21 protein-coding genes are annotated in these 26,674 nt (G+C 72.0%); 8 read left to right on the forward strand and 13 right to left on the reverse strand.

The genetic code is table 11. The annotated features are described in order from the left end of the window. Window positions 1-14: 14 nt before the first annotated feature. Together ACFWBW_RS12405 and ACFWBW_RS12410 are read left to right on the forward strand one after the other, a co-directional pair. A complete protein-coding gene (locus ACFWBW_RS12405) occupies window positions 15-1,700 on the forward strand; it encodes an alkaline phosphatase D family protein (RefSeq protein ID WP_385370958.1) in 1,686 nt (561 codons plus the stop codon). Window positions 1,701-1,922: 222 nt separating this feature from the next. Continuing rightward, window positions 1,923-2,864 (forward strand): M43 family zinc metalloprotease, encoded by a 942-nt coding sequence (locus ACFWBW_RS12410; RefSeq protein WP_385371050.1) that lies wholly within the window; start codon window positions 1,923-1,925, stop codon window positions 2,862-2,864. 108 nt (window positions 2,865-2,972) lie between these two features. Here the strand turns inward: ACFWBW_RS12410 and ACFWBW_RS12415 are convergent, their stop codons facing one another. Beyond that, a complete protein-coding gene (locus ACFWBW_RS12415; RefSeq protein WP_385370960.1) occupies window positions 2,973-3,542 on the reverse strand; it encodes a dienelactone hydrolase family protein in 570 nt (189 codons plus the stop codon). Between the two features lie 50 nt (window positions 3,543-3,592). On the opposite strand from ACFWBW_RS12415, the gene ACFWBW_RS12420 reads away from it, so the two are divergent. Together ACFWBW_RS12420 and ACFWBW_RS12425 are read left to right on the forward strand one after the other, a co-directional pair. Next, window positions 3,593-4,621, forward strand: a complete 1,029-nt coding sequence (locus ACFWBW_RS12420; protein ID WP_385370961.1) for a mechanosensitive ion channel family protein — start codon at window positions 3,593-3,595, stop codon at window positions 4,619-4,621. Between the two features lie 146 nt (window positions 4,622-4,767). Further along, window positions 4,768-6,723: a GAF domain-containing protein gene (locus tag ACFWBW_RS12425; protein WP_385370964.1), complete on the forward strand. Its 1,956-nt coding sequence runs from the start codon at window positions 4,768-4,770 to the stop codon at window positions 6,721-6,723. A gap of 30 nt (window positions 6,724-6,753) precedes the next feature. On the opposite strand, the gene ACFWBW_RS12430 is transcribed toward ACFWBW_RS12425, so the two are convergent. The 10 genes from ACFWBW_RS12430 to ACFWBW_RS12475 all read right to left on the reverse strand — a co-directional run bounded on the left by ACFWBW_RS12430 (window position 6,754) and on the right by ACFWBW_RS12475 (window position 19,326). Then, entirely contained in the window at window positions 6,754-7,965 is a 1,212-nt protein-coding gene (locus ACFWBW_RS12430) for an IS701 family transposase (RefSeq protein ID WP_385370966.1), read from the reverse strand. 201 nt (window positions 7,966-8,166) lie between these two features. Then, window positions 8,167-9,351 carry a chorismate synthase gene (aroC, locus tag ACFWBW_RS12435; RefSeq protein WP_385370968.1) on the reverse strand — a complete coding sequence of 395 codons (1,185 nt, stop codon included), beginning with the start codon at window positions 9,349-9,351 and terminating at the stop codon, window positions 8,167-8,169. Further along, on the reverse strand, window positions 9,348-10,577 hold the full coding sequence (locus ACFWBW_RS12440) for a 3-hydroxybenzoate 6-monooxygenase (protein WP_385370970.1): 1,230 nt from the start codon (window positions 10,575-10,577) through the stop codon (window positions 9,348-9,350). The genes aroC and ACFWBW_RS12440 overlap by 4 nt, the downstream gene beginning before the upstream one ends. After that, window positions 10,574-11,860, reverse strand: a complete 1,287-nt coding sequence (gene aroA, locus ACFWBW_RS12445; RefSeq protein WP_385370972.1) for a 3-phosphoshikimate 1-carboxyvinyltransferase — start codon at window positions 11,858-11,860, stop codon at window positions 10,574-10,576. The genes ACFWBW_RS12440 and aroA overlap by 4 nt, the downstream gene beginning before the upstream one ends. Continuing rightward, complete coding sequence (gene tkt, locus ACFWBW_RS12450) at window positions 11,857-14,001, reverse strand: transketolase (RefSeq protein ID WP_385370974.1); 2,145 nt, start codon at window positions 13,999-14,001, stop codon at window positions 11,857-11,859. The genes aroA and tkt overlap by 4 nt, the downstream gene beginning before the upstream one ends. A gap of 334 nt (window positions 14,002-14,335) precedes the next feature. Beyond that, on the reverse strand, window positions 14,336-14,674 hold the full coding sequence (locus ACFWBW_RS12455; RefSeq protein WP_385370976.1) for a hypothetical protein: 339 nt from the start codon (window positions 14,672-14,674) through the stop codon (window positions 14,336-14,338). Beyond that, complete coding sequence (locus tag ACFWBW_RS12460; RefSeq protein WP_385370978.1) at window positions 14,662-16,539, reverse strand: anthranilate synthase family protein; 1,878 nt, start codon at window positions 16,537-16,539, stop codon at window positions 14,662-14,664. Before ACFWBW_RS12460 ends, ACFWBW_RS12455 begins: the two co-directional genes overlap by 13 nt. Next, a complete protein-coding gene (locus tag ACFWBW_RS12465) occupies window positions 16,536-17,219 on the reverse strand; it encodes an isochorismatase family protein (RefSeq protein WP_385370980.1) in 684 nt (227 codons plus the stop codon). Before ACFWBW_RS12465 ends, ACFWBW_RS12460 begins: the two co-directional genes overlap by 4 nt. Before the next feature lie 116 nt (window positions 17,220-17,335). Then, window positions 17,336-18,118: a 2,3-dihydro-2,3-dihydroxybenzoate dehydrogenase gene (locus tag ACFWBW_RS12470; RefSeq protein WP_385370981.1), complete on the reverse strand. Its 783-nt coding sequence runs from the start codon at window positions 18,116-18,118 to the stop codon at window positions 17,336-17,338. A 35-nt stretch (window positions 18,119-18,153) separates the two neighbouring features. Next, on the reverse strand, window positions 18,154-19,326 hold the full coding sequence (locus ACFWBW_RS12475; protein ID WP_385370983.1) for a 3-deoxy-7-phosphoheptulonate synthase: 1,173 nt from the start codon (window positions 19,324-19,326) through the stop codon (window positions 18,154-18,156). Between the two features lie 253 nt (window positions 19,327-19,579). Between ACFWBW_RS12475 and ACFWBW_RS12480 the strand changes: the two genes are divergently transcribed. From ACFWBW_RS12480 to ACFWBW_RS12490, 3 genes are all read left to right on the forward strand, one after another. Next, complete coding sequence (locus ACFWBW_RS12480) at window positions 19,580-20,071, forward strand: cupin domain-containing protein (RefSeq protein WP_385370985.1); 492 nt, start codon at window positions 19,580-19,582, stop codon at window positions 20,069-20,071. A 66-nt stretch (window positions 20,072-20,137) separates the two neighbouring features. Continuing rightward, on the forward strand, window positions 20,138-21,118 hold the full coding sequence (locus tag ACFWBW_RS12485; protein WP_385370987.1) for an amidohydrolase family protein: 981 nt from the start codon (window positions 20,138-20,140) through the stop codon (window positions 21,116-21,118). Window positions 21,119-21,172: 54 nt separating this feature from the next. Next, entirely contained in the window at window positions 21,173-22,870 is a 1,698-nt protein-coding gene (locus ACFWBW_RS12490) for an FAD-binding oxidoreductase (protein ID WP_385370989.1), read from the forward strand. Between the two features lie 88 nt (window positions 22,871-22,958). On the opposite strand, the gene ACFWBW_RS12495 is transcribed toward ACFWBW_RS12490, so the two are convergent. Together ACFWBW_RS12495 and ACFWBW_RS12500 are read right to left on the reverse strand one after the other, a co-directional pair. Next, window positions 22,959-24,461 (reverse strand): FAD-dependent monooxygenase, encoded by a 1,503-nt coding sequence (locus ACFWBW_RS12495; RefSeq protein WP_385370991.1) that lies wholly within the window; start codon window positions 24,459-24,461, stop codon window positions 22,959-22,961. Between the two features lie 125 nt (window positions 24,462-24,586). Continuing rightward, window positions 24,587-26,083, reverse strand: coding sequence for an MFS transporter (locus ACFWBW_RS12500; protein ID WP_385370994.1), 1,497 nt, complete (start codon window positions 26,081-26,083; stop codon window positions 24,587-24,589). 202 nt (window positions 26,084-26,285) lie between these two features. On the opposite strand from ACFWBW_RS12500, the gene ACFWBW_RS12505 reads away from it, so the two are divergent. Then, window positions 26,286-26,624 carry an ArsR/SmtB family transcription factor gene (locus ACFWBW_RS12505; protein ID WP_385370996.1) on the forward strand — a complete coding sequence of 113 codons (339 nt, stop codon included), beginning with the start codon at window positions 26,286-26,288 and terminating at the stop codon, window positions 26,622-26,624. Window positions 26,625-26,674 lie beyond the last annotated feature (50 nt).

Raw genomic sequence — 26,674 nt, forward strand, 5'->3', positions numbered from 1 at the left:
TAATATGATCATCCGTGACCAGTCAACTCTCCCCTTCCGCCCCGGAATCGGCGATCGCGCCGACCCCCCGCCGCCGTACGGTCGTCCTGGCCGCGGCGGCCACGGCGGCACTCGTCCCGATCGCCGCGCTGGGCGCCGAAGCCGCCCACGCCGCCACGGGCACCACCGAAGACGCACCCTCCTTCCTGCACGGCGTCGCCTCGGGCGACCCGCTCCCCGACGGGGTCCTGCTGTGGACCCGCGTCACCCCGGTCGCCGGGGCCGTACCGGGCTCCGGCGCGGGGCCGGCCGTGGCGGTGGGCTGGGAGGTGGCCGAGGACAAGGCCTTCTCCCGGGTCATCGCGAGCGGCACCGTCACCGCGAGCGCGGCCTCCGATCACACCGTCAAGGCCGATGTACGGGGCCTGCGGCCGCAGACGGCCTACTGGTACCGGTTCACCGCCGGCGCCACCGTCTCCCCGGCCGGCCGCACCCGTACCGCCCCCGCCGCCGCGACCGCGCCCGCCGGGATCCGCTTCGGCGTGGTCTCCTGCGCCAACTGGGAGGCCGGCTACTTCTCCGCGTACCGCCACCTGGCCGCGCGGGCCGATCTGGACGCGGTCCTGCATCTGGGCGACTACATCTACGAGTACCAGAGCGGCGGTTACCCCGAGGCGAAGTACGTCGTACGGCAGCACGAGCCGCTGCACGAGATCCTCACCCTGGCCGACTACCGCACCCGCCACGGGAAGTACAAGACCGACCCGGACCTGCAGGCCCTGCACCAGGCCCACCCGGTCATCGCGATCTGGGACGACCACGAGATAGCCAACGACACCTGGTCCGGCGGCGCCGAGAACCACGATCCCGCCACCGAGGGCTCCTTCGCGGGCCGCGCGGCCGCCGCCCGGCAGGCGTACTTCGAGTGGATGCCGGTCCGCACCTCCACTGAGGGCACCGTCTACCGCCGGCTGCGCTTCGGCACCCTCGCCGACCTGCACCTGCTGGACCTGCGCACCTTCCGCTCGCAGCAGGCGAGCACGGGCAGCGGCGCGGTGGACGACCCGGAGCGCACCCTCACCGGGCGGGCCCAGCTGGACTGGCTGAAGGCCGGACTGGCCGGCTCCCAGGCCACCTGGAAGCTGGTGGGCACCTCGGTGATGATCTCGCCGGTGGCCTTCGGCTCGCTGCCGGCGCACCTGCTGGGACCCCTCGCCGAACTGCTCGGCCTGCCCGCGGGCGGGCTCGCGGTCAACGTGGACCAGTGGGACGGGTACACGGACGACCGCCGGGAGCTGCTGGGGCACCTGACGGACCGGTCCGTCCGCAACACCGTCTTCCTGACCGGTGACATCCACATGGCCTGGGCGAACGACGTCCCGGTGACGGCGGCCACCTACCCGTGGTCGCGGTCGGCGGGCGTGGAGTTCGTAGTGACGTCGGTGACCTCCGACAACATCGACGACCTGCTGCACGTACCGGCCGACACGGCCTCGCTGGTCGCCGAGACGGCGATCAAGGCCGCCAACCGGCACGTGAAATGGCTGGACATGGACGCCCACGGCTACGGCGTGCTGGACGTGACGGCCGAGCGTTCCCAGATGGACTACTACGTCGTCTCGGACAAGCGGCGCCAGGACGCCACGGCCGCCTGGGCACGCTCGTACCGCACGCTGAACGGGACCCAGAAGGTCGAGCGGGCGGACCGGCCGGTGCGCTGACACTCCGCCAGATTTCCCGTCCGAAGGGGCGCTTGGCGTAGACCAGGCGCCCCTTTGACATCAGAAGCAACAAATCTTTTACGTAGAGCACTTGACCTGTTTATGACATGCGCACGTAAGATTCCCGCCAGCTGAGGAGATCCCTCCCGCTCAACCCCCCACTCGCGAGGAGCACACGTGCGCGCTCTTGCCCGCATATCCCCCCTTCTTCGCCGCCGCCTGATGGGTACCGCCGTACTCGCCGGCACCCTGGCCTTCACCCCGCTCGCCGCCCCCACCACGGTCGCCGCCGCCAAGACCGGCGCCGAGGTGTGTGCCGAGGAGGCGTCCGGCGCTGCGGCCAACGCCCGTGTGGCGCGCCCGAAGGACCAGCACGCGGCCGAGCCGAACGAGGTCACCGAGGCCCAGTCCAAGGCCATGGACGCCGACCTCAAGGCGAAGCTGGACAAGATCTCGAAGGAGCGGCGCAGCCTGCGCGCCGCCGAGGCCGCCACCAGCATCCCCGTGTACTTCCACGTCATCCACTCCGGCACCACCGGAAAGCTGACGTCCACGGACATCAGCAAGCAGCTGGCGGTCCTGAACGCGGCCTACGCCGGCCAGGGCACCGGAAACGTCGACAGCACCTACCAGTTCACCCTGGCGGGCACCGACTACACGGACAACGCGAGCTGGTACAACCTGGCTTCCGGCTCCACCGCCGAGAAGACCATGAAGAGCACCCTGCGCAAGGGCGGCCCGGGCGCCCTCAACTTCTACACCGCCAACCTCTCCGGCGGGCTGCTGGGCTGGGCCACCTTCCCCAGCTCCTACGCCTCCCAGCCTTCGATGGACGGCGTGGTCGTCCTGGACACCTCGCTGCCGGGCGGCACCGCCGCCAACTACAACGAGGGCGACACCGCGACCCACGAGGTCGGCCACTGGATGGGTCTGTACCACACCTTCCAGGGCGGCTGTAACGGCGCGGGCGACTCCGTTTCGGACACCCCGGCCGAGAAGAGCGCGGCCTTCCAGTGCCCGACGGGCCGTGACACCTGCGCCAGCAAGGCGGGCGTCGACCCGATCCACAACTTCATGGACTACACGTACGACAACTGCATGTACCAGTTCACCGCGGGCCAGGTGGCCCGTATGAAGAGCATGTGGACGGCCTACCGCTCCTGATGCTCCGGCGCCGTCACGATGTGACGATGTGACGCACTCATGACGATGGGGCCCCGCGTGCGGGGCCCCATTGCCGTGTTCCGTCCGAACGCCTCTCCGACGGCCGCTCTACAGGCCGTCGAGGAAGGCCAGGGCCACCGCCCAGGTCTGCTCCGCTGCCTCGGCGTCGTAGTCGTCCAGCCCCGGGTCGGTGAACAGGTGCCCGGCCCCCGGATAGCCGTGGACCTCCACGTCCGCCCCGGCCTTGCGCATCCGCAGGTACCAGGCCGTCAGCCAGTCGTGCGGCTCGAAGGGGTCCGGATCGGCGATGTGCAGCTGCACCGGCAGCTCGTCGACGTAGGCGTTCTCCTCCAGGTCGGCCGTCCCGTGCAGGAGCAGCAGCCCGCGCGCCTTCTCGTCGGCGAACGCCAGGTGCTGGGCGATCGAGCCTCCGAAGGAGAAGCCGGCGTAGACGAGGCCCTGGTCGGAGTAGGGGGCCGAGGCCAGTACCGCCCGCTTGAGCAGCTCGTCGCGGCCGATCTCCTCCTGGTGGGCCATGCCCTCCTCGACGGTCTCGAAGGTGCGTCCCTCGAAGAGGTCCGGCACCTGGACCTGGTGCCCGGCCGCGCGCAGCCGGTCGGCCGCCTCCCGCACGGCGGGCCGCAGCCCGTAGGTCGAATGGAAAAGCATGATGTTCATGCCCCCATCGTGCCAGTTTCGGGCGAGCCCCTCCGGTTACGTTGGCCTGCATGGACACGGACTCCTTCCTGCGCCCGATCGCGGCCGTCGCCGGCACCCTGGCCGTCACCCTGCTCGCGGGCTGGCTGCTGGACCTGCTGCTGCGCCGCGCCGACGCCCGGCACAGCGAGACCCCGCTGTGGGGGCTGCTGCGCCGCTGCCGTCCGCCGTTCCTGGTGGTCCTGGCCGCCTCCCTGCTCCAGGCCGTGCGGCGGCGCGCGGACGGCCCCGGGCACGTGCTGACCCTGGTCCTGATCGCCGGGGCCGCGTGGCTGCTGATCCGCATCACGACGGCGATCGTGGACTCCACGTACGCCCGCTACGCGGCCGACGCCTCGGACCAGGCCAGGGTCCGCCGGGTCCGTACGCAGGTCACGCTGATCCAGCGGGTGGTCACGGCGGTGGTGATCGTCGTGGCCCTCGGCGCGATGCTCCTGACGTTCCCCGAGATGCGCACGGTCGGCACCTCGATGCTGGCCTCGGCGGGCGTGCTCGGCATCGTGGCGGGCATCGCGGCGCAGGCCGCCCTCGGCAACCTCTTCGCCGGACTCCAGATCGCCTTCGGCGACACCGTCCGGATCGGCGACACGGTGGTGGTGGACAAGGAGTGGGGCACGGTGGAGGAGATCACCCTCACCTTCCTCACGGTCCGCACCTGGGACGAGCGCCGGATCACGATGCCGGTCTCCTACTTCACGAGCAAGCCGTACGAGAACTGGTCGCGCGGCGGCGCCCAGATGACGGGCACCGTGTTCTGGCACCTGGACCACAGTGCCCCGGTGGGGCTGATGCGCGAGCAGCTCCAGCGGATCCTGGCGGACATCCCGGAATGGGACGGGCGGACCGGCTCCCTGGCGGTCACCGACACCACCCCGCACACCATCCAGGTCCGCGCGGTGGTCACGGCGAAGGACGGCGACGCCGTGTGGACCGTCCGCTGCGCCGTGCGCGAGCGCCTCATCACCTGGCTGACGGCCCACCATCCGTACGCACTGCCCCGCATCATCACGACGGAGGCGGTTCACCCGCCCGCCCCCTGACGTACGGGCAGGCAGGGCAGGGGTGTTGGCTCCCCCACACCCCCTTCCCGGCCCCAAAGGCCAGGCGCCGCTTGACCCTTCGGCGGACGGAACCTAGGTTCGAGGAGCTGGCTTGATTTGCGCTGGTCAGACGAGGGGAGACACGTATGGGACCGGAGACGGGCGCCCACCGGGGAGGGTCCGGCGCGCTGGCCGTGCTGGAACTGCTCGCGCAGGAGGCTCCGCCCGGGGTCTTAGAGGCCCTACTGCACGAGGCCCGAAGATCCGGGGCCGGTGCGGCGGAGGTGGCCGAGCTGACCCGCGCCCTGGAGCTGGCCGAGGCCGTCCGCGGCAACGCCGCGCTCGGTCGGCAGCGACAGGCGTCCCTGGCCGCGCTGGTGGACACCGCACACGATCTGACCTCACCGTACGACCTGGACGGCCTGCTCCGGGTGATCAACCGCAGGGCCCGGCGACTGCTCGGCCTCGACATGGCCTGGGTGTCCCTCAACCGCCCCGACGGCACCGGCTACGTACGCACCTCCGAGGGCGAGAGCACCACACAGAACACAGGGCTCGAACTGGGCTCGGGCCTGGGCAGCGCCGCCCAGACCCACCGGGCGCCCCTGTGGAGCGCCGACTACCTGAACGACGACACCGTCCCGCACGGCCCCGGCATCGACACCGTGGCCCGGGCCGAGGGGCTGCGCGCGATCATCGCCGTGCCCCTGCGCAACGGGGACTCCACGCTGGGCGCCCTGTACGGCGCCGACCGGGACGTGCGCCGCTTCACCCCGGACGAGATCGGGCTGCTGCTCTCCCTCGCCGACCTGGCTGCCGTCGCCATCGAGAAGGCGCGCCTGCTGGAGCAGACCCAGCAGGAGGTCGCCGAGCTGGAGCGGTTCGGATCCCAGACCAACTCCACCCTGACCCGGGTCCGTTACCTGTGGGAGTGCCACTCCCGGCTGGCCGGGCTGGTACTGGACGGGGCGAGCCTGTCGGCACTGGCGCGGGCGACCGCGGACGCGCTGGACGGGGTCGTCCAGGTCCGGGATCCCGGTGGGCGGCTGCTGGTCTCCACCGGTGAGCTCCCGGCGGACCTCGACGAGGAGGCCGTCGCCAGGGCGGCCCTGGCGGCCCACGGGCTGCGGCCCGTGGAACTGCCCGGCGACGTGTGGCTGGCCCCGGTCCTGGCCGGCGCAGAGGAGCTCGGCGTCCTGGTGCTGCACGCATCGGCGCCGCTGACGGTCGAGGACGTACGGCTCCTGCGGATGGCCGCCCAGACCGTGGCCTCGCTGATCCTGATCCAGCGCGGCACCGCCGCCGCCGAGGGCCCGGTCCACGAGGAGCTGCTCCAGGAGCTGCTGGACCGGCACCGGCCGACCCGCTCCGACCGGCACCTGCTGGATCGCGTCCGGCGCCTGGGGATCGAGCTGGACCGCCCCCACGTGGTGGTGGTGGCCCGGCCGGAGGGCGGGGAGCTGGGCAGGGCGGTGGCCTGGGCATCCTCGTACGCCCACCGGATGAACGGGCTGGGGGGTGTGCGCCGCGGGTGCATCGTCCTCGTCGTCCCCGGCTCCGACGCCGGGGCCGCCGCCCGCCAGGTCTCGGCCGAACTGTCACCGCTGCTCGGGCACCCCGTGTCCACCGGGGCCGCCGGGCCCTCGCGCAGCGCCCGCGAAGTGGCCCAGGTGTACGCGGAGGCCGTGCGCTGCCTGGACGCCCTGACGGCGCTCGACGGCGCCGGCGGAACCGCCTCGCTGAGCGAACTGGGCTTCCTGGGACTGCTGTTGTCCACCGACCATGATGTCGAGGCGTTCATCGGGTCGACGATCGGCCCGGTCCTGGACTACGACGGGACCCGCTTCACGGAGCTGACCCGCACCCTGGACTCGTACTTCGAGTCGGGGGGCAGCCCCACCCGTGCGGCCGAGGCGCTGCACGTCCACGCCAACACCGTCTCGCGCCGCATGGCGCGCATCACGGAACTGCTCGGCCCGCACTGGCAACGGCCGGACCGGGCCCTGGAGATCCAGATGGCGCTGCGGCTGCGCAAGGCCCGCGACGTCCTGCACGAACGGCGCACCGAGTCGGGGTCCGGGTCCGCTCCACGCATGGTCTGACGGGTGGGGCAGGGGGCGGGGGGCCGGGGGCTACTGACGCGCCGCGGCGAGGCTGTGGGCGGCGTGGGCGATGGAGGCCAGGGTGACGTGCCGGTGCCAGCCGTGCAGCGAACGTCCGGCGTAGTCCCGCAGTCCCAGTTCCTGTCCGCTGCGCTGGGAGGCGAGCGCCACCCGCGGGGCCTGCTTGGTCAGCCGCAGCAGGCGGGCCACGGACAGCCGGGTCATATCGGTGATCCACAGCCGGGTCGGCAGCCGGTGCGGGTCGGTCCACTCGCCGACCAGCACGAGCTGGCGGCGCCGGGCGGCCGACGGGTCGGGCATCATCACGCCGACGGCGACGGCGAGGGTGCTGCGGCGCACCGACGGGTTGACCGGGTCGGCCCACTCGACGGGCGCCCGCAGCCCCTTGAGGGACTGGAGGATGTCCTCGGCGTTCAGCGGGCCGGCGCCGTAGCCGGGCAGCGCGGGGTCGGTGACGAGCAGCCGGCCGACCGGGCTGATCCGGGCCAGGACGGGGATCCGGGCCTCGGCGAAGCGGTTCATCGTCAGGCGGGTGCCGATGTCGCGGATGTCGAGGACGACGGGGTGGGCCGGCATCGCGGCGGCCTTGACGGTCTCGATGACACCGCTGGCCGCGCACTCCTCGTACGAGGTGTGGTGCGCCGGTTCGGGGCTGCCGGTGCTGCGCCGCACGGAGTTGGCGGCGGCCCCGGCGTCGTTCTCGCCGTCCGGTACGAACAGCCTCCAGCCGACCGGCGTGGCCACCTCGGGTGAGGTGAACCAGGTGCCGAACGCCTGCTGGCCGCGGAACATCTGGCCCTGGTGCGGGTCGAAGTGGTGGCCCACTCCGACCGAGTGCTCGCCGCCCTTGGGGATCGCCATCGGCTGGGCGACCCACGCCGTCGGCGGGGTGGTGCGCTCCAGGTAGCCCGACAGCGCGGTGCGCAGGGGCTGCCAGTCCCAGGTGGAGCTGAAGATGAAGTGGTGCAGGCTCTGTTCGGCGGCGTCTCCCTCGACGTGGGCGGCGATGCTGCGGATGGACTTGCGCCCCGTGGTGGCGAGCAGGCCCCGTACGTACCCCTGGGCCTTCTCCCGCTGGTCCTTGCGGCGGAGCGAGGCGAAGACCGTGCCGCACAGGTCCTCGGTGATTTCGCGGAGCGGGTCGCGTCGGATCCGGACCGCGGTGGAGCGGCCCTCCCGCGCACCCACGGCGGACAGTTCCCTTCGGACGATGGTGTTCATGACGGTGGTCACCACAGGCCCCCCTAGGCTGCTTCGAATGCAGTCATACCGTCGCCCCCAGGCCCCCTCGCGGGGGAGGTGCGCCGGCCACCTGCCCGTGGCCGGCGGTGGTGGCGGGACCCCACACCCCGTGCGGCACAAGGGGTGTAGGGGGCCGGCCGGGGTGCGGCCCGGGCGCGGCCGGCGTGCGGCCGGGGAGGGTCAGGTGTACCGGAGGTTGCCGAGGTACGACCGCACGTTGCGGCGGGTCTCGGGGACCGAGTCCCCGCCGAACTTCTCCACGACGGCGTCGGCCAGCACCAGGGCGACCATGGCCTCGGCGACGATGCCCGCCGCGGGCACGGCGCACACGTCGGAGCGCTGGTGGTGCGCGACCGTCGCCTCGCCGGTGGCCACGTCGACCGTGGCGAGTGCCCGCGGCACCGTCGCGATGGGTTTCATCGCGGCCCGCACCCGCAGCGGCTCGCCGGTGGTCAGCCCGCCTTCGGTGCCGCCGGAACGGCCGGAGGTGCGCCTCAGGCCCTCGGGGGTGGAGACGATCTCGTCGTGCGCCTTCGAGCCGGGCACCCGGGCGAGTTCGAAGCCGTCGCCGATCTCGACGCCCTTGATGGCCTGGATGCCCATCAGGGCGGCCGCCAGCCGCGCGTCCAGGCGCCGGTCCCAGTGGACGTGCGAGCCGAGCCCGACGGGTACGCCGTACGCGAGGACCTCGACCACACCGCCCAGGGTGTCGCCGTCCCTGTGGGCCCGGTCGATCTCCGCGACCATCGCCTTGCCCGCGTCCGCGTCCAGGCACCGCACGGGGTCCGCGTCGAGCTCCGCCACGTCGGCCGGCTTCGGGTACACCCCGTGCGGGGCCCTGGCCCCGGCCAGTTCCACCACGTGCGACACGATCTCGATCCCGGCGGCCTCCTTCAGGAAGGACCGGGCGATCGCCCCCAGCGCGACCCGCGCGGCCGTCTCCCGCGCACTGGCGCGCTCCAGGACCGGCCGGGCCTCGTCGAACCCGTACTTCTGCATCCCCGCCAGGTCCGCGTGCCCCGGACGCGGGCGCGTCAGCGGCGCGCCCCGGCCCGTCTCCTTCAGCGACGACGGGTCCACCGGGTCGGCCGACATCACCGTCTGCCACTTCGGCCACTCGCTGTTGCCGACCATCACCGCCACCGGAGAACCCAGCGACAGGCCGTGCCGGACCCCGCCGAGGAAAGTGATCTCGTCCTGCTCGAACGTCATCCGCGCACCGCGCCCGTAGCCGAGCCGGCGCCGGGCCAGGTGTTCGGCCACCAGGGCGGTGGTGACCGGAACACCGGCCGGGAGCCCCTCCAGCGTCGCCACCAGGGCCGGTCCGTGCGACTCCCCGGCCGTCAGCCAGCGCAGCCTGCTCACCGGACGCCTCCCTCGACGAGTTCGGCTGACCGCACCGGCCCGGCCGTGAAGTCACGGGACCCGTGGAGCCACGCCACCGTGTCGTACAGGTCCTCCGCGCTGTACCCGGCGAGCATCCGGTTGCGGGCCGTCGCCTCCTCGCCGGCGGGGTGGTAGAGCTGCGTGCCCATCTCCCGGGCCACCAGCTGGGTCTTCGCCGTGCGCTCGCGCCGCTGCTCGTTGTACCGCTCGAGGCGCCGGGCGGCATCTCCGCCGTCCCGGCTGCCCTGGTCCAGCACCTCGCCGAGCACGACCGCGTCCTCCAGCGCCATGCACGCGCCCTGGGCCGCGTACTGGAGCATCGGGTGCGCGGCGTCACCCATGAGCGCGACCCGGCGGTCGGTCCAGCCCTCGACCGGGTCCCGGTCGCACAGCACCCAGGTCTTCCACTCCTCGCCGAGCTCGAGCAGCCGCCGGGCCGCGTCGCCCAGCTCCGGGAACTCGCCCAGGACGTGGTCCCGGTCCACCGGGAGCCCGACGAGCGCCTCGCGCGCGCCGTTGTCGCGGGTGGCGGCCAGGTTGAGGAACTCGCCGCCGCCGATCGCGTAGTGCACGAAGTGCCACTTGGGTCCGGCCCACAGGGTCACGCTGTTCCAGCGCAGCTCCTCGGGCACCTTCTCCATGGGGATGACCGACCGGTAGATCGTGTGTCCCGAGACCCGCGGGTCCCCGTCTCCGATCAGCTGGCGGCGGATGGCCGACCGGATGCCGTCGGCTCCGATCAGCACGTCCCCGGTGAACCGCTGCCCGGTGTCGGTGATCGCCGTGACCTCGTCGGCCGTCTGCTCGTACCGGATGACCGGGTGCCCGGCCAGCAGGGTGACTCCGTCGGCGGCCCGGCAGGCGTCGAGCAGCGGCTGGTAGAGGTCGCCGCGGTGGACGACGGCGTACGGGTTGCCGAACCGCTCCCGGTAGGCGCCCGTCAGCGGCATCCGCGCGACGCTCTCCCCGCTGGTGGCGTCCATGAAGCGCAGCTCGTCGATGAAGACGGCCCGGTCGCGCACGGCCTGGCCCACACCGAGCCGGTCGAGGGCGTGGAAGGCGTTGGGTCCCAGCTGGATTCCCGCGCCGAGCTCGGCGAATCCGGGCCGGCGCTCCAGCACGGTCACCCGGTGGCCCCGGGCCGCCAGGCTCAGCGCCGTCGCCAGTCCGCCTATGCCGCCGCCGGCGACGAGTACGTCCGTCATCCTCGTTCTCCTTGTGTCTTCGGGAACAGCTGGGCCAGTTCGGCGTGGAAGCCGGGGAAGGTCTTGCCCACGCAGGCCGGATCGTCGAGGTGGAGTCCCTGTGCGCGCAGTCCGAGCACGGAGAACGCCATGGCGATGCGGTGGTCGCGGTGGCAGGCGATCCGGGCGGGGCGGACCTCGCCCGGATGCACGGTGATCCAGTCGCGCCCGGTCTCGGTCCGCACCCCGCACGCGGAGAGGTTCAGGGCGACCGCCGCGATCCGGTCCGACTCCTTGAGGCGGGCGTGCCCGATGCCGCGGATGGTGATGGGGGCGTCCGCGAGCGGGGCGATCGCGGCCAGCGTCATGAAGGTGTCCGAGATCGTGCCCATGTCCACGTCGAATCCGCCGCGGAGCCGGCCGGTGCCGGTGACCGTCGTCGCGTGCTCGCCGATCTCCACTTCGGCTCCGGCCGTGCGCAGGACGCCGGCGAAGCCGAGGTCGCCCTGGAGGCTGTCCCGCCCGAGACCGGGCACGGTGACCGAGCGCCCGGTGACGGCCGCGGCCGCGAAGACGTAGGAGGCGGTGGAGGCGTCCGGTTCGATCACGAGGTCGGTGGCGCGGTATCCGCCGGTGCCGATCTCGAACACGCCCGGCGCGTCCTCGGTGACCCGCGCGCCGAAGCGGCGCATCAGGGCGATGGTCATGTCGATGTACGGGCGGCTGACGAGCTCGCCGACCGTCACGGTCAGCGGGGAGCGCAGCAGGGGTGCGGCCATGAGCAGCCCGCTCAGGAACTGGCTGCTCAGCCCGCCGTCGACGGCGAGTTCGCCCCCGTCGAGCGCCTCGGCCTCGATGCGCAGCGGCAGGGTGCCCCCGTCCTCGGTCCGCACCCTCGCGCCGAGCCGTCCGAGGGCGTCGGCGAGCGGGCGGAGCGGGCGGGCGCGCAGCTGCTCCGAGCCGTCGAAGACGTACGAGCCGTGGCCGGCCGCGGCGAAGGGCGGCAGGAAGCGGGCCGCGGTCCCGGCGTCGGCGCACCAGACGCGGCCGCCGTGGGCCGGTCCTCCGGCGAGGCCGCCGACCTCCCAGAACTCGTCGTGGGGGGTCGCCGTCACCTGGACGCCGAGACCCGTCAGGGCGGTCCGGAAGGCGGTGGTGTCCTCGCTGACCAGGGGGGCGCGCAGGCAGCTGGTGCCGTCCGCCGCCGCCGCGAGGAGCAGCGCGCGGTTGGTGATGCTCTTCGAGCCCGGGATCCGGGCCGCGCGGCCCGTGCCGGCGAGGGTTCCCGCGGTCACCTCGGTCATCGGGGGCCCTCCTTCGGCGACGGCCCCTCGGACCCGGGCGCCGCGTGCCGCTCGGCGGCGCGGGCGATGCTGGTACGGACGGCCGCCGCGACCCGCTCCGGGGTGAGGCCGTGCTTCTCGTACAGGGAGGGGTACGGCGCGGAGGCGCCGAAGGTGTCGATGCCGACGGCCTCGCCCGCATCGCCGATCAGGGTGGGCCAGCCGAGGGTGGAGCCCGCCTCCACCGAGACCCTGGCGCGCAGCCGCGGCGGGAGGACGGAGTCGCGGTACTCCCGGGGCTGCTCCGCGAACCACTCCAGGCAGGGCAGCGAGACGACCCGGGTCGGGATGCCTTCCCGCTGCAGGAGTTCGCGTGCCGCGAGGGCGATGTGGACCTCGCTGCCGGTGGCCAGGACGACCGCCCGGGGCTCCCCGCCCTCGGCTTCGGCCCGTACGTATCCGCCCCGGGCGACGGCCGCGGCGCCGGGGTCGGGCAGGACGGGGACGTTCTGGCGGGTCAGGCAGAGTCCGGCGGGCCGGTCGTCCCGCTCCAGGATCGCCCGCCAGGCGGCGGCGGTCTCGTTGGCGTCGGCCGGGCGGACCACGTCGAGGCCCGGGATCAGGCGCAGCGACCAGAGGTGCTCGACCGGCTGGTGGGTGGGGCCGTCCTCGCCCAGGCCGATGGAGTCGTGGGTCCAGACGTAGGTGACGGGCAGCTTCATCATGGCGGCGAGGCGGACGGCGGGGCGCATGTAGTCGGAGAAGACGAGGAAGGTGCCGCCGTAGGGGCGGGTCCCGCCGTGCAGGGCGATGCCGTTCAGGACGGCCCCCATGCCGTGCTCGCGGATGCCGAAGTGGAGCGTGCGGCCGTAGGGGTGGCCGGGGAAGGCCTGGGTGGCGAACTCCGAGGGGATGAAGGAGGGTTCGCCCTTCATGGTGGTGTTGTTGGACTCGGCGAGGTCGGCGGAGCCGCCCCACAGTTCGGGCAGTACGCCGGCCAGCGCGTTCAGCACCTCGCCCGAGGCCTTGCGGGTGGCCATCTCGCCGCCCGCGGTGAACTCCGGCAGGCTCTCCTGCCAGGCCTCGGGCAGCCGCTTGGCGTCGACCCGGTCGAAGAGGGCCGCCTGCCCGGGCCGGGCGGTGCGCCAGTCCTGGTAGCGCTTGTCCCACTCCGCGCGGGCCGCGCGGCCGCGGTCGGCGACCTCGCGGGCGTGGGCGAGCACCTCGGCGGGGACCTGGAAGGCGGCCTGCGGGTCCAGGCCCATGGCGGCCTTGGCCGCGGCCGCCTCGTCGGCGCCGAGCGCGGATCCGTGGATCTTGCCGGTGTTCTGCTTCGTGGGGGCCGGCCAGCCGATGATCGTGCGCAGCGCGACGATCGAGGGGCGGCCGGTCTCCTCGCGGGCGGCGGCCAGCGCCGCGTGCAGGGCCGGAACGTCCTCTTCGTAGGAGCCGGTCCGGGTCCAGTCGACCTGCTGGACGTGCCAGCCGTAGGCGGCGTAGCGGGCGAGGACGTCCTCCGACACGGCGATGGAGGTGTCGTCCTCGATCGAGATCCGGTTGTCGTCCCAGAGCACGACGAGGTTGCCGAGCCGCTGGTGTCCGGCGAGCGAGCCGACCTCGTGGCTGATGCCCTCTTCGAGGTCCCCGTCGGAGGCGAACACCCAGACGGTGTGGTCGAAGGGGGAGGTGCCGGGGGCTGCGTCCGGGTCGAAGAGGCCGCGTTCGCGGCGGGCGGCCATGGCCATGCCGACGGCGTTGCCGAGGCCCTGGCCGAGGGGGCCCGTGGTGGTCTCCACGCCGGGGGTGTGCCCGTACTCGGGGTGGGCGGGGGTGAGGCTGCCCTCGGTGCGCAGCGCCTTGAGGTCGTCGAGCTCCAGGCCGTAGCCGGAGAGGTAGAGCTGGGTGTAGAGGGTGAGGCTGGAGTGTCCGCAGGACAGGACGAAGCGGTCGCGACCGGTCCAGCGGGGGGCCGCCGGGTCGTGGCGCAGCAGCCGCTGGAAGAGGAGGTACGCCGCCGGGGCGAGGCTCATGGCCGTGCCGGGGTGGCCGTGTCCGGCCCTCTCGACTGCGTCGACCGCGAGGGCGCGCGCGACTTCGACGGACTGCTGGTCGAGTGCGGACCACTCGAAGGCGGGGTTGCTGGTGCTCGCCTGGGTATTCACCGGACGGTCAGGGCTCCTTGTTTGCTGGCTGGGCGTGGGCTTGGGCGTGGAGGTAGGCCTAGGGGTGGGGTGGGGTGGGGTGGGGTGGGGTGGGGTGGGGTGGGGTGGGGTGGGCCGGGCGGGACGGGGCGGGCGGGGTTCGGCGGGGCGGTTCGGCGGGGCGGTTCGGCGGGGCGGTTCGGCGGGGGCGAGGAGCGCGTGCCGGTACGAGCCGGAACCGAGTCCCGCGATGGTCGCGGTGACCACTGGAGCGGCCACGGAGACGTGGCGGAAGGACTCGCGCGCCCCGGGACGGGCCGTATGGCCCGCCTCCCTCCCCCGGTGGGGGAACCGCTCAGTTCTCGAGGGCCAGGCCTCGGCCGGCGAGCCGGTCGAGCGAGAAGACGCCCTCGGCGGTGGCTTCGACGTCGAAGAAGGAACGCTCGGTGGGCGGGTAGCCGATGAGTTCCGCGGCCCGGTTGGGCAGCGCCGCGGCGAGCGCGGCCGACTCGGCGGACTCCCACAGGAGTACCGCGCCCCACCGGTCGGTCTCCCGGTCGGATATCCAGAACTTCAGCCGCAGACCGGCCAGTTGACTGAACCGGTCGACCGCCTCCTCGCGCAGGAACCCGCGCAGCGAGTCGATGGTCTGCACGGAGTCCTTCAGGTCCCACCAGACGATTACCGCTCGCACGAGCGCACCACTCCGATCAGCAGGTCGCGGGTGATCCGCACGCCGTCCTCGGTGAGCACCGACTCGGCGTGGAACTGCATCGAGGCGAAGCCCTGTCCGCGCAGGGCGTGCACCTCACCGGTCTCGGTGTCGCGGCTGACCTCGACGATGCCGGCCTGCGGGTGCTCGAACTTGTCCTCGGCCAGCCGCGCCGCGAACGTGTTGTAGAAGCCGACCCGCTCCGGCGCACCGAAGAGGTCGATCTGCCGCTGGACACCCTGGTTGGGCACGGTCCTGCGGACCAGGTCGAGGCCGAGCAGGGTGGAGAGGACCTGGTGGCTGAGGCAGACCGCGAGGAACGGCCGCCGCTCGTCCAGCAGCCGGGAGACCACCGCCCTGAGGTGCGCGATCTTGGGGTGTGCGGTCTCGCCCGGGTCGCCGGGACCCGGTCCCATGACGACCAGGTCGTGGGCGTCGGTGTCGTACTGCTCGTCGAACCGGCTGACCGTCACCTTCAGGCCCATGGAGGCCAGCTGGTGGCCGATCATCGAGGTGAAGGTGTCCTCGGCGTCGATGATGAGCACGCTGCGGCCGGCGAGCTCCGGGACGGGCAGGGACCGCTCGGCGGTCTTGCGCAGCCAGAATCCGGCGATGCCCTCGTTGCGCTCCTCCAGGGCGCCCCGGACGTCGGCGTGCCGGGCGAAGCGGCTCGCGCCGCCCGCTTCGAGCGCGGACAGCAGTCCGGCCGCCTTCACCCGGGTCTCGGCGACCTCGCTCAGCGGGTCGGAGTGCCGTACGAGCGTCGCGCCGACACCGATGCGCACCCGGCCGTCGGCCGCTATGTCGGCGGTGCGGATGAGGATCGCGGAGTCCATGGTGCGGCCGCCGTCGGCGTCCCGGCCGATGAGCGCCATGACGCCGCTGTAGTAGCCGCGGCCCTCCGGCTCGTACCGGTTGATCACCTTGCAGGCGCTCTCCAGCGGGCTGCCCGTGACGGTGGGCGCGAACATCGTCTCGCGCAGGATCTCCCGTACGTCGCGGGAGGTCTGGCCCTCGATGAAGTACTCGGTGTGGGCGAGGCGGGCCATCTCCTTGAGGTACGGGCCGACGACGCGGCCGCCCCCCTCGCAGATCCGGGCCATCATCTTGAGTTCCTCGTCCACGACCATGTACAGCTCGTCGGCCTCCTTGCGGTCGGCGAGGAAGGCCATCACGCCGGGCAGGTCGGGACCCGCGGCCGGGTAGCGGTAGGTGCCGCTGATCGGGTTCATCACGGCGGTGCCGTCGTGCAGGCTGACGTGCCGCTCGGGGCTCGCGCCGACGAAGGTGCGCTCCCCCGTGTGGACGAGGAAGGTCCAGTAGGCGCCCGACTCGCGCTCCAGCAGCCGCCGGAAGAAGGAGAGCGCGCTGGTCGGCGAGTAGTGGGTGATCTCCGCGACGAACGAGCGCTTGATGACGAAGTTCGCGCCCTCGCCGTTGCCGATCTCGCGCTCGATGACCTCGCGGACGATCGCCGCGTACGCGTCGTCGTCCACGTCGAAGTGGCCGCCGGTCAGGGTGACGGGCTCGTCGGGGAGCCTGCGCAGCGCATCGGCCAGCGGGAGGACCGCCTGCTCGCCGACCGCCATGGTGATCAGCGGTTCGCCGTCGTCGGTGCCGGCGAACCCCCGCTCGGTGATCTGCCGGTAGGGAATGACGGCCAGGGTCTCGTGCCGCGGGCCGGTGACCGGGCCCTCGGGCACGGGGACCTCGGCGAGGGTGTCCACGCTCGACACCTCGCCGAGCAGCACCTCCAGGAGCTCCTGCCCGGTCGTCTCGGGCCGGTACAGCAGGGCGTACGCCGGTGCGTGGCCGGTCAGCACCCGGTTCAGCAGGTCCGGGATCACCGGGCACCGCCCGTCGTGGCGAGTCCGGCGAGCACGGACTTCGTGGTGAGCTCGGAGAGCACGGACTTGGTGGTCTTGACGACCCCCGCGCGCTGGGCGACGTAGTCCAGGGCCATCCGGTGCTGTGCCTCGGAGAAATCGGCCACGGCGTCCGCGACGAGGAAGGACTGGATGTCGTTGGTGAAGGCCTCCACGACCGTCGCCAGCACGCCCACGTGGGCGTACACACCGCAGACGACGAGCTGGTCGCGGCCCTGGGAGCGCATGCGCTCCTGCAGCTCCGACTTGAAGAAGGCGCTGTAGCGCCACTTGGTGAACACCCAGTCGGAGGGACCCGGTTCGATGGGGTCGACCACCCGGCGGTCCTCGGGCGAGACCTTCATTCCGGCGCCCCAGAAGTCCTTGAGCAGACCGCGCTCCTGCTCCGACATGCCGCCGGGCTGCGCGGTGTACGCGACCGGGATGCCGAGGGCGGCGCACTGTTCACGCAGCAGCGTCGCGTTGCGCACCAGGTCGCCGACCGGTGCCTCGCCCTCGGGGAAGGGGCGCAGGAAGTAGCGCTGCATGTCGTGGATCAGCAGCACCGCCCGGTCGGGGTCGACCGTCCAGTCGGCGGTGTTGACGGGGAGGTCGCCCTCGGAGGGCATGGGGTACGGGTCGATGGGCGGAATTCCCGCCATGGTCGCCTTCCTCTCGCTTGGGTGTGGGCTCTGGGTGTGGGTTCTGGGTGCGGGCTCTAGGTGTGGGTTCGGGTATCGGCTCCGGGTGTCGGCCCGGGCCCCGGCTCGGCGGCGGTTCAGACGCCGAGTGCGGCGCCGCCGTCGACGGTGAGGTCGTGCAGGGTGATGTGCGAGGCGTGGTCGGAGAGCAGGAACGCCACCGCCTGGGCCACATCACGGGGGTGGGCCAGCTTGCCGAGGGGGATCCCCACCCGGAATTCGTCGGCGATGCCGTCGATCGAGCCCCGCGCGCCGCTGCCGTCCGCGCCGCCGTCCGTCCAGAGGGCGGTCAGCATCGGGGTGGCGGTGGATCCGGGGGCCACGACGTTGCACCGGATCCCGTACCGGGCCACTTCCAGGCCCAGGCACTTGGTGAACATGGCCGTCGCCGCCTTGGACGCCGCGTAGGCGGCCATCCCGGTCCGGGGGGTGCCGGCGGCGTTCGAGGCGACGGTGACCACCGCCCCCGAGCGGCGTTCCACCATGCGGCCGACCACGGCGCGCGACACGAAGAAGACGCCGGTGGTGTTGACCGCGAAGGTGGCCGCCCAGTCGTCGTCGGACAGGGACACCGCCTGGCCCAGGCGCAGTACGCCGGCCGAGTTGACCAGGTACTCCACCGGGCCCAGGACCCGCTCGACGGTGTCGACCAGGCCGTCCACCTGCGACGAGACGGTCACGTCGCAGGTGAACCCCTCGACGTTCAGGCCCTCGGCGCGCAGTTTGGCGACGGTGTCGCCGAGCGTCTCGGCGTGCCGGTCCACGGCCGCCACGGTCAGGCCCCGCTCCGCCAGGGTGCGGACGACCTCCTCACCGATGCCGCCGGCCGCGCCGGTGACCAGGGCGATCCCGCTGTCCATCGTTTCCTCTCCGTACATCACTGTCCCCGTCCCCTTCAGCCGAGCCAGGCGGCAGCCACCGCGACGGCCTGCCGCGGGTTGAGGCGCGGGTCGCAGAAGCTCGTGTACTTGTTGCCGACCTCGTGCAGCCGGTCCTGGTCGGCGACGCACTCGGTGACCGCCTCGGGCGTGGTCTCCAGGTGGATGCCGCCGGCGACACCGCCCGCCCCGGTGACGGCGCGGTGGAACTCCAGGACCTCGCGCACCACGGTCTTCACGAGGCGCGTCTTGAGGCCCTCGGGGCCGCTGACGGTGTTGCCGTGCATCGGGTCGGTCAGCCAGATGACCGGGTGGCCGGCCTCCCGGACCGCCGCGACCAGCGCGGGGAGCTTCTCGCCGACCGTGTCGGCGCCCATCCGCGCGATCAGGGTCAGGCGGCCGGGCGTCTTGTCCGGGTCGAGCTTGAGGCACAGCGCGAGCAGGTCCTCGGTCGTCATGCCGGGGCCGACCTTGCAGGCCACCGGGTTCGACACCGAGGCCAGCAGCGCGACGTGCGCGCCTTCGACCTGACGGGTGCGCTCGCCGATCCACGGCCAGTGGGTCGAGCCGAGCAGCACCCGGCCGTCGGCCCGCGTCCGCATCATGGGCAGTTCGTAGTCGAGCAGCAGCGCCTCGTGGCTGGTCCACACGGTGGTGTCGGGGCGCGGGCTCCGCTCGTCCCGGTGCCAGCCGAGGCCTTCGATGACGCCGCGCGCCGCTTCGTAGCCCGTCAGCATGCGGGTGGGGTCTGGCTTGCGCAGCTCGGGATCGGGCTCGGGGGCGTTGACCATGTGGCCCCGGTAGACGGGGAGTTCGACGCCTCCGACGATCTCGGTCGGGTTGGAGCGCGGCTTGCCGTACTGGCCGGCTATCCGGCCCACCCGGATCACGGGCTTGTGCGAGATCATCTTCATGGTGCCGGCGAGCACTTCCAGCAGGCCGGCCTTGCGGGCCACGCTGTCCGCGGAAGAGTCGGCCCAGTCCTCGGCGCAGTCGCCGGACTGGATGATCTGGACGCGGCCCTCCGCGGCCCCGGCGAGCAGGGCGAGCAGGGCGTCGACGTCTTCGGCGTCGACGAGCGGGGGCCGGGATGCCAGTTCTTCCTGTACCCGCCCGAGCTCCGCGTGTTCTGCCCAGTCCGGCTGCTGCGCGGCGGGCAAGGAGCGGAGGAATTCGTGGACACCGTTCACCTGGTACCTCCTGGGGTGAAGTGATGCCGCCTCCGATCGGGTTCAGGAAAGCGGCCGCCGCCGACTCTGTCCGAAGCCGGTGGAGGGGATCAAAGGCGACCGCGGGACTATGTCAGATGGCGTCGAATATCCCTTTGGACATGACTTACTGTCCCGTTCGCGGTTGTCCCGCCCTGTCGACCGTCGGACACTCTGCTGGGCCATTCCGGGACAGGACGGGTGTCCCGCCAAAAGCAGAGGACGGAGCGGCGCCTTGAGTTTCGAAGAACAGTGGTCGCGCAAGATCGTGCACGTACCCCCGGGCGAGGGCCCAAGCCGTTGGGCATTCGGCGACAAGTACACGGTCAAATCGGGCGAGCACAACACCGGAAAGCACTTCTTCATGATGGAAGCGCTGGTCCCACCGGGTGGCGGCCCGCCTCCACACATCCACCACCACGAGGAGGAGGCGTTCTACGTCCTCGAGGGAAAGGTGGACATGTTCGACGGAACCGAGCAGCTGAAGCTGAACTCCGGCTCCTTCATCCACGTGCCTCGCGGCAGTGTCCATTCGTTCAAGAACGTCAGTGACGAGCCGTCGAAACTTCTCATTATGTTCATGCCCGGCGGTAAGGACGGATTCTTTCTCGGCGCCGGCGTCTCGGCGGACGACAATGCTCCGATGCCGCCGGCCTCCCAATATGAGCTGGACGTGGAGCGGGCACTCAGGGTCGCCGCGCAGTACGGCGATGAATACCTCTCGTAAATTCCATGTGAACGCCTTCATCGAAGGCTGCGATCTATTCACGAACTATTGACCCTGGAGCCCCTCATGCCCGGACCCCACGAACCCCACGGACTGATCGACGTTCACCACCACGCGATTCCGCCCGTCTACGCCGAGGCGCTCGGCGGGAAGACGGCCATCCCCGGCGTGGACTACCCCACCTGGACGCCCGAGGAGAGCCTCGAGGTCATGGACCGGCACGGCATCGACGCGGCCGTACTGTCCATCACCGCTCCGGGCGTGACCTTCCTCAAGGGCGACGAGAGCGCCAAGCTCGCCCGCCAGGTCAACGAGTACTTCGCCGAGCTGATCCGCCGGCACCCCGGCCGCTTCGGCGCCTTCGCGGTCCTGCCGCTGCCCGACGTGGCCGCGGCGCGGGAGGAACTGGCCTACGCCATCGACGAGCTGGGGCTCGACGGCGTCGGACTGCTCACCAGCTACGAGGACCGCTACCTCGGCGACCCCGAGTTCGAGCCGCTCCTCGCCGAGCTCACCGAGCGCGGCCTGCCGGTCCACGTGCACCCGATGACCCCGCCGTCGAAGGACCTCGCCACCTTCGATCTGCCGCCGTCGCTCTACGAGTTCACCTTCGAGACCACCCGCACGGTCGCCAGCCTGCTGTTCAACCGGACCCTCGACCGGCTGCCCGACCTGAAGCTGATCCTGTCCCACGCGGGCGGCACCCTGCCGTTCCTGGCCCAGCGCATGACGTACGGGCCGACCATCGGCGCGTACCTCACGGAGCGCGCGCCCGAGGACCTCATCGGGTCGCTCGGGCGCCTGCACTACGACATCGCGATGTCCGCCACCGAGTACGCCCTTCCGGCGCTCACCAAGCTCGCGGGCACCGGGAACATCCTGTTCGGCAGCGACTTCCCCTTCATGCCCGCCGCGCACACCACGGAGAACACCGCGGGCTTCCGCGCCTTCCCTGGGTGGTCCGACGAGGAGCGTGCGGCCATCGGCCGGACCAACGCGCTGCGCCTCCTGCCCCGCCTGTCCGAGCGGATCGAGAAGTCCTCCTGACGCCTCAGGGCGCCGCGAGGTCACCCACATTCCACGAAAGGTTTGCCAACAGCAATGACAGACGTATCGAACGGCCAGTGGAGTCGCAGGAAGCTGCTGGGCAATGCGGCGGCGGTCGTCGGCGCGAGCGCGGCGGTCACCGCGGGCGGCGCCCTCACCGCGCGGGCCGCCGGATCCGCGACGGGTCCCGCGGCCGGACCGGTCGCGGAGTTCCCCGCGGCGAAGGTCTCCCCGACCGACCCGCGCTACCAGGACCTGGTGCGCGGCATGAACCAGCGCTGGACCGGGCGCCCCGAGAGCGTGCGGGTGGTGGACTCCACCGCCCAGGTCCTCGCGGTCGTCCAGGAAGCCGCACGGGCCAGGAAGAAGCTCACCGTGCGCAGCGGTGGACACTGTTACGAGGACTTCGTCTTCAACGCGGACACGCAGATCGTCCTCGACATGTCCGAGATGACCTCCGTCTACTGGGACGAGAAGTACAAGGCCTTCGCCGTGGAGGCGGGCGCCACCCTGCTGGACGTCTACGAGCGGCTGTTCAAGGTCTGGGGCGTGACCGTCCCCGGCGGCATGTGCTATTCCGTGGGCGCCGGCGGCCACGTCAGCGGCGGCGGCTGGGGCATGCTCGCCCGCGAGCACGGCCTGATCGTCGACCACCTGTACGCGGTCGAGGTCGTCACCGTGGACGCCGCGGGCACCGCCCGCACCGTCCTCGCGACCCGCGAGGCGAACGACCCCCACCGCGACCTGTGGTGGGCGCACACGGGAGCGGGCGGCGGCAACTACGGCGTCATCACCCGCTACTGGTTCCGCTCGCCGAAGGCCACGGGCACGGCGCCGGACCAGTCGCTCGTCAAGCCGCCGGCCGAGGTCTTCATCAGCGCGATCTCCTGGAAGTGGGACCAGGTCACCGAGGCGGCCTTCACCCGCCTCACCCGCAACTTCGGTGCCTGGCACGTGGCCAACGGGGCGCCCGGCGGCAAGTACGGAAGCCTGATGAGCTTCCTGAAGCTCAACCACAAGTCCAATGGCGAGATAGGTCTGCTCACCCAGATGGACGCCACCGTGGCGAACGCGGAGCAGCTCCTGGAGGACTTCCTCGCGGCGGTCACCGAGGGCGTCGACATCCCGCACGGCCCGGTCACCAAGGCCATGGGCGAGCACGGCCCGATGCCGGAGTACTTCACCCCGCAGCGCATGGGCTGGCTGCAGGCCACCCGCTACCTGGGCACCACCAACAGCACCCTGGTGGACCCGACGCTGCGCGGCGACTACAAGTCGGCCTTCCACAAGAAGAACGTGACCGACGCGCAGATCGCCGCCTTCTGGAAGCACCTCAACCGCACCGACCTGCACAACCCCGGCGCGATGGTGCTGCTCAGCTCCTACGGCGGCAACGTGAACACCGTCAGCCCCGGCGCCACGGCCACCGTGCACCGGGACTCGGTCTTCAAGCTGCTCTTCCAGAGCTACTGGCCGTCCGCGGCCGACGACGCGGTCAACATCTCCTGGCTCCGCGATCTGTACGAGGAGACGTACGCGGCCACCGGTGGCGTCCCCGTGCTGAACGACGTCACCGACGGCTGCTACATCAACTACTGCGACATCGACCTGAACGACCCGGCCCACAACACGTCGGGCGTGCCCTGGTACACGCTGTACTACGGCTCCAACTACCCGCGCCTGCAGCAGATCAAGGCCGCGTACGACCCGGCGAACCGCTTCAGCCACGGGCAGTCCATCCGGCTTCCGTAGGACGAGCGGCACGACGGCGGGCCCGCCCGGCACCTCATGTGCCGGGCGGGCCCTTCGCGTTCTCCGGTTCACCGCCGGCTCCCGCGGCTCACCGCTGGAGCGGCGAGCCGAACCAGGCGCGCAGCGCCGCCGTCAGGGTCCGCGCGTCCTCCGGGATGCCGGCCGCGCTCCACGCCGTGTAGCCGTCGGGACGGACCAGGAGCGCGCCGGGGGTCCGTACGTCGGTCACCGCGGAGACCGTGGCGACGCGGTCGGCCCAGGGGCGGGCCGCTTCGAGCAGGTCGTCGCGCCCGCCGAGGTCGAGCAGCAGCGGCCGCCCGCCGTGCAGCAGCTCGGCCAGGCCCGTCTCGCCGCCGCCGGTCTTGAGCGGGATGTCGGGGGCGAGCAGCCCCGCCATGGGGTCGGCCGGGTCGCCGATGTCGTACCGCACCGCGGTGCCGCTGATCATTCCGCTGAGGTACTCGTTGACCTGGGGCATGTGCATCAGCTCGGTGAAGAGCTCGCGCAGCGCGTCGGTGCGCGGGTCCGGGTTCATCAGCGCGACCTGCGCGCGGACGTTGTAGAGCACCTTGGCGGCGACCGGGTGGCGCTCCGCGTGGTAGGTGTCGAGCAGCGCCTCGGGGGCCCAGCCCTGCACCTGCGCGGCGAGCTTCCAGCCCAGGTTGACCGCGTCCTGGAGGCCCAGGTTCAAGCCCTGGCCGCCGGCCGGGAAGTGGACGTGCGCGGCGTCGCCGGCGAGCAGGACCCGTCCGGTTCGGTAGCGCTCGGCCTGGAGGGCCGCGTCGCTGAAGCGGGTCAGCCAGCGGGGGTTGGCCATGGGCACGGGGTACCCGGCGATGCGCTCGACCTCGCCGCGCATCTCGTCGAGGGTGACGGGCGCGCCGCGGTCCGCGTGCGGGCCGCGGAAGTCATAGGTGGAGACCCGGCTGCGGCCGTACGGGTTGAGCCAGATCAGCGTCCAGCCGCGGGCGTTGCGCTCCCAGCCGGACGGCGCGCGGTACGGGTCGAGCAGCTCGACCTCGCCCATCAGCGCGCCCACCGTCGCCGGGGTGCCCTGGAAGTCGATGCCGCTGAGTTTGCGTACGGAGCTGCGCGCGCCGTCGCAGCCGACGACCCAGCCGGCCGTCAGCGTCCGCTCGGTCCCGGCCTCGTTGCGGACGGTCAGCGTGACGTGGTCCTCGTGCTGCCGGAGCCCGATCACCTCGCTGTCGCGCTCGACGCGGGTGCCGAGCGCGGTGGCCCGGCGGGCGAAGACCTGCTCGGCGTAGGCCTGCGGGCTGCCGACCATGGCGGGGCCCTCGTGGACGACCGCCGACAGGTCGAGCTCGAACATCCCGCCGAAGTGGAACGGCACCGGCCCGCGGGAATGCCCCAGGGACTTGTGCGCTCCGGGCTGTACGGCGCCCAGCAGGCCGCGCCGGTGCAGTGTCTGCGCGGTGCGCGCGTGCAGGGTGCCGGCCTTGGACTCCCCGGTGGGCTCGGGCAGGTGTTCCAGGACCGTGGCGCGTACGCCGTACAGGGCGAGCTCGGCGGCGAGCAGCATGCCGACCGGGCCGCCGCCGACCACGGCGACGTCGGTGTCCAGGGACATGGGGACCTCCAGGTTGCTGGGTGGTGCTGTGCGGGATCTTGGGCGTACGGGGTGTCTTGGACATGACGGAGGGGAAGCGGGCAGATCGTGCGCCGCTTCCCCTCCGTCCAGCGGTGGTGACGAGGTCACACCTTCGCGGGGGAGCTGACGGTGTGCTCCTCGCCCCGCTGGTCCGGGGCCCCCTGGACGGGGGTCTGGGTGGTGGCGGCGGGCTTGCCGGGGAGGGCGAGCGAGATGAGCGCGCCGAGGAGGATGCCCGCGGCGGCGATGTAGACGGCGGTCTGGGTGCCGTCCGCCATGCTGGTCTTGAGGGCGTCGCCGGCGAGCCCGTCGATGTTGGCGTTGGCGATGGCGATCAGGATGGCGAGGCCGACGGCGCCGCCGATCTGCTGGGTGGTGGAGGCCATGCCGGAGGCGATGCCCTGCTCGTGCGGGGCCACGCCGGAGGCGGCGGCGATCCACATGCCGGTCCAGGTGATGCCCTGGCCGATGCCCGCGATGACGAGGCCGGGGACGACGCTCGCGTAGCCGGCGTCGGCGGAGATCGAGTAGGCGAGGACGGCGGTGCCGATCGCGCCGACGACGAGTCCGGTGACGAGGGTCGTCCGGGTCGCGGTGCGGGTGGCCATGCGCTCACCGATCTGGGTGCCCGCGGCGATGGAGAGCGAGGGGACCAGGAAGGCCAGGCCGGTCTCCAGGGCGCTGAAGCCGTGCACGCTCTGGAAGAGGACGGTCAGGAAGTAGGGCAGGGAGCTGAAGGTGCCCATGAAGATGAAGGTGACGGCCATGCCGACCGCGAGGCTGCGGTTGCCGAAGAGGCGCAGCGGCATCAGCGGGTCCGAGCTCTTCGCCTCGATGAGGGCGAACAGGGCGAGCAGGGCGACGGCGACGACGGCGCTGATGATGATCTCGGTGGAGGCCCAACCGCTTTCGGGGCCCTGGACCAGCACGTAGACCAGCAGGGTCACGCCGAGCGTGGCGGTGATGGCGCCCGGCAGGTCGAAGCTGCGGCGTTCGGTGGCCTTGGTGTCGCGCGGCATGACGGCGAGGGCGGCGATGAGCACGATGCCGGCCAGCGGGACGTTGACGAAGAAGACCGAGGCCCAGCCGAAGGCGCCGGTGAGGACGCCGCCGAGGAGCGAGCCGAGGGTGAGGCCGGAGGCACCGGCGCCGCCCCAGATCGCGAGCGCCTTGTTGCGCTCCTTGCCCTCGGCGAACAGGGTGTTGATCAGTGACAGCGTGGCCGGGAAGAGCAGCGCGCCGCCCAGACCCTGCACCGCGCGGACCGCGATCATCGTCTCCGGGTTGCCGGCGAAGCCGCCGACCAGCGAGGACACGGCGTACAGGCCGAGGGCGAGGGCGAACATGTTGCGCTTGCCGAGCAGGTCGGCCGCACGCCCGCCGAGCAGGAGGAACCCGCCAAAGACCACCGCGTAGGCACTGACCACCCACTGGAGCGACTGGTCGGTGAAGCCCAGCTCCTCGCCGATCTCCGGCAGGGCCACGTAGACGATGTTGAAGTCCAGGGAAATGATCAGCTGGGCGAAGGCCAGGAGAGCAAGAATCCAGCCGAGGCGGGGAGTCCCCGTGCCTGACGGGGAGGCGGAACGGGTGGCAGACATGGGGCGTGACGACCTTTCGAGGGCTCAACGGTACGACTGTGTACGTACAATCACTGTTCACGGATAGTCGTACGGTTCCGAGGTGCCTGTCAACCGGATCCGGTGGGTGTGTCAGGTCGGGAACGGCCTCGGCCGGTTCGCGCACAAGTACTGACCAGCAACTGTTCGACCATCCTTGGACATACGAGCTACTTTTGAAGGCATGACTGTCAACCACCCGACCAGGGACCAGATCAAGCTGGAGAACGTGTTCACCGCGCTGGGCAACCCCATGCGTCTCACCGTGGTCCGCGCCCTGGCGGCCGGCGGCGAGTACCCGTGCGGGAGCCTGCTCGAAGGCGTCTCCAAATCGACGCTCACCCACCATTGGCGGGTACTGCGCGAGGGCGGCATCATCTGGCAGCGCCCGTCCGGCAGAGAGCTGCTCCTGTCCCTGCGGCGCGAGGATCTCGACGCGCGCTTCCCCGGGCTGCTCGACGCGGTCCTCGGTGCGATCTCGGTCGACGCGCTCCCCCACGCGGGCAGCGCCGGCCCCGGCTGATCCGCCCGTCCTCACCTCAGCACACCGGTTCGGCTCCGTCAGGTCAGGGA

Origin of the sequence: Streptomyces sp. NPDC059957 (assembly GCF_042730015.1) — a bacterium.
Lineage (GTDB): Bacteria > Actinomycetota > Actinomycetes > Streptomycetales > Streptomycetaceae > Streptomyces.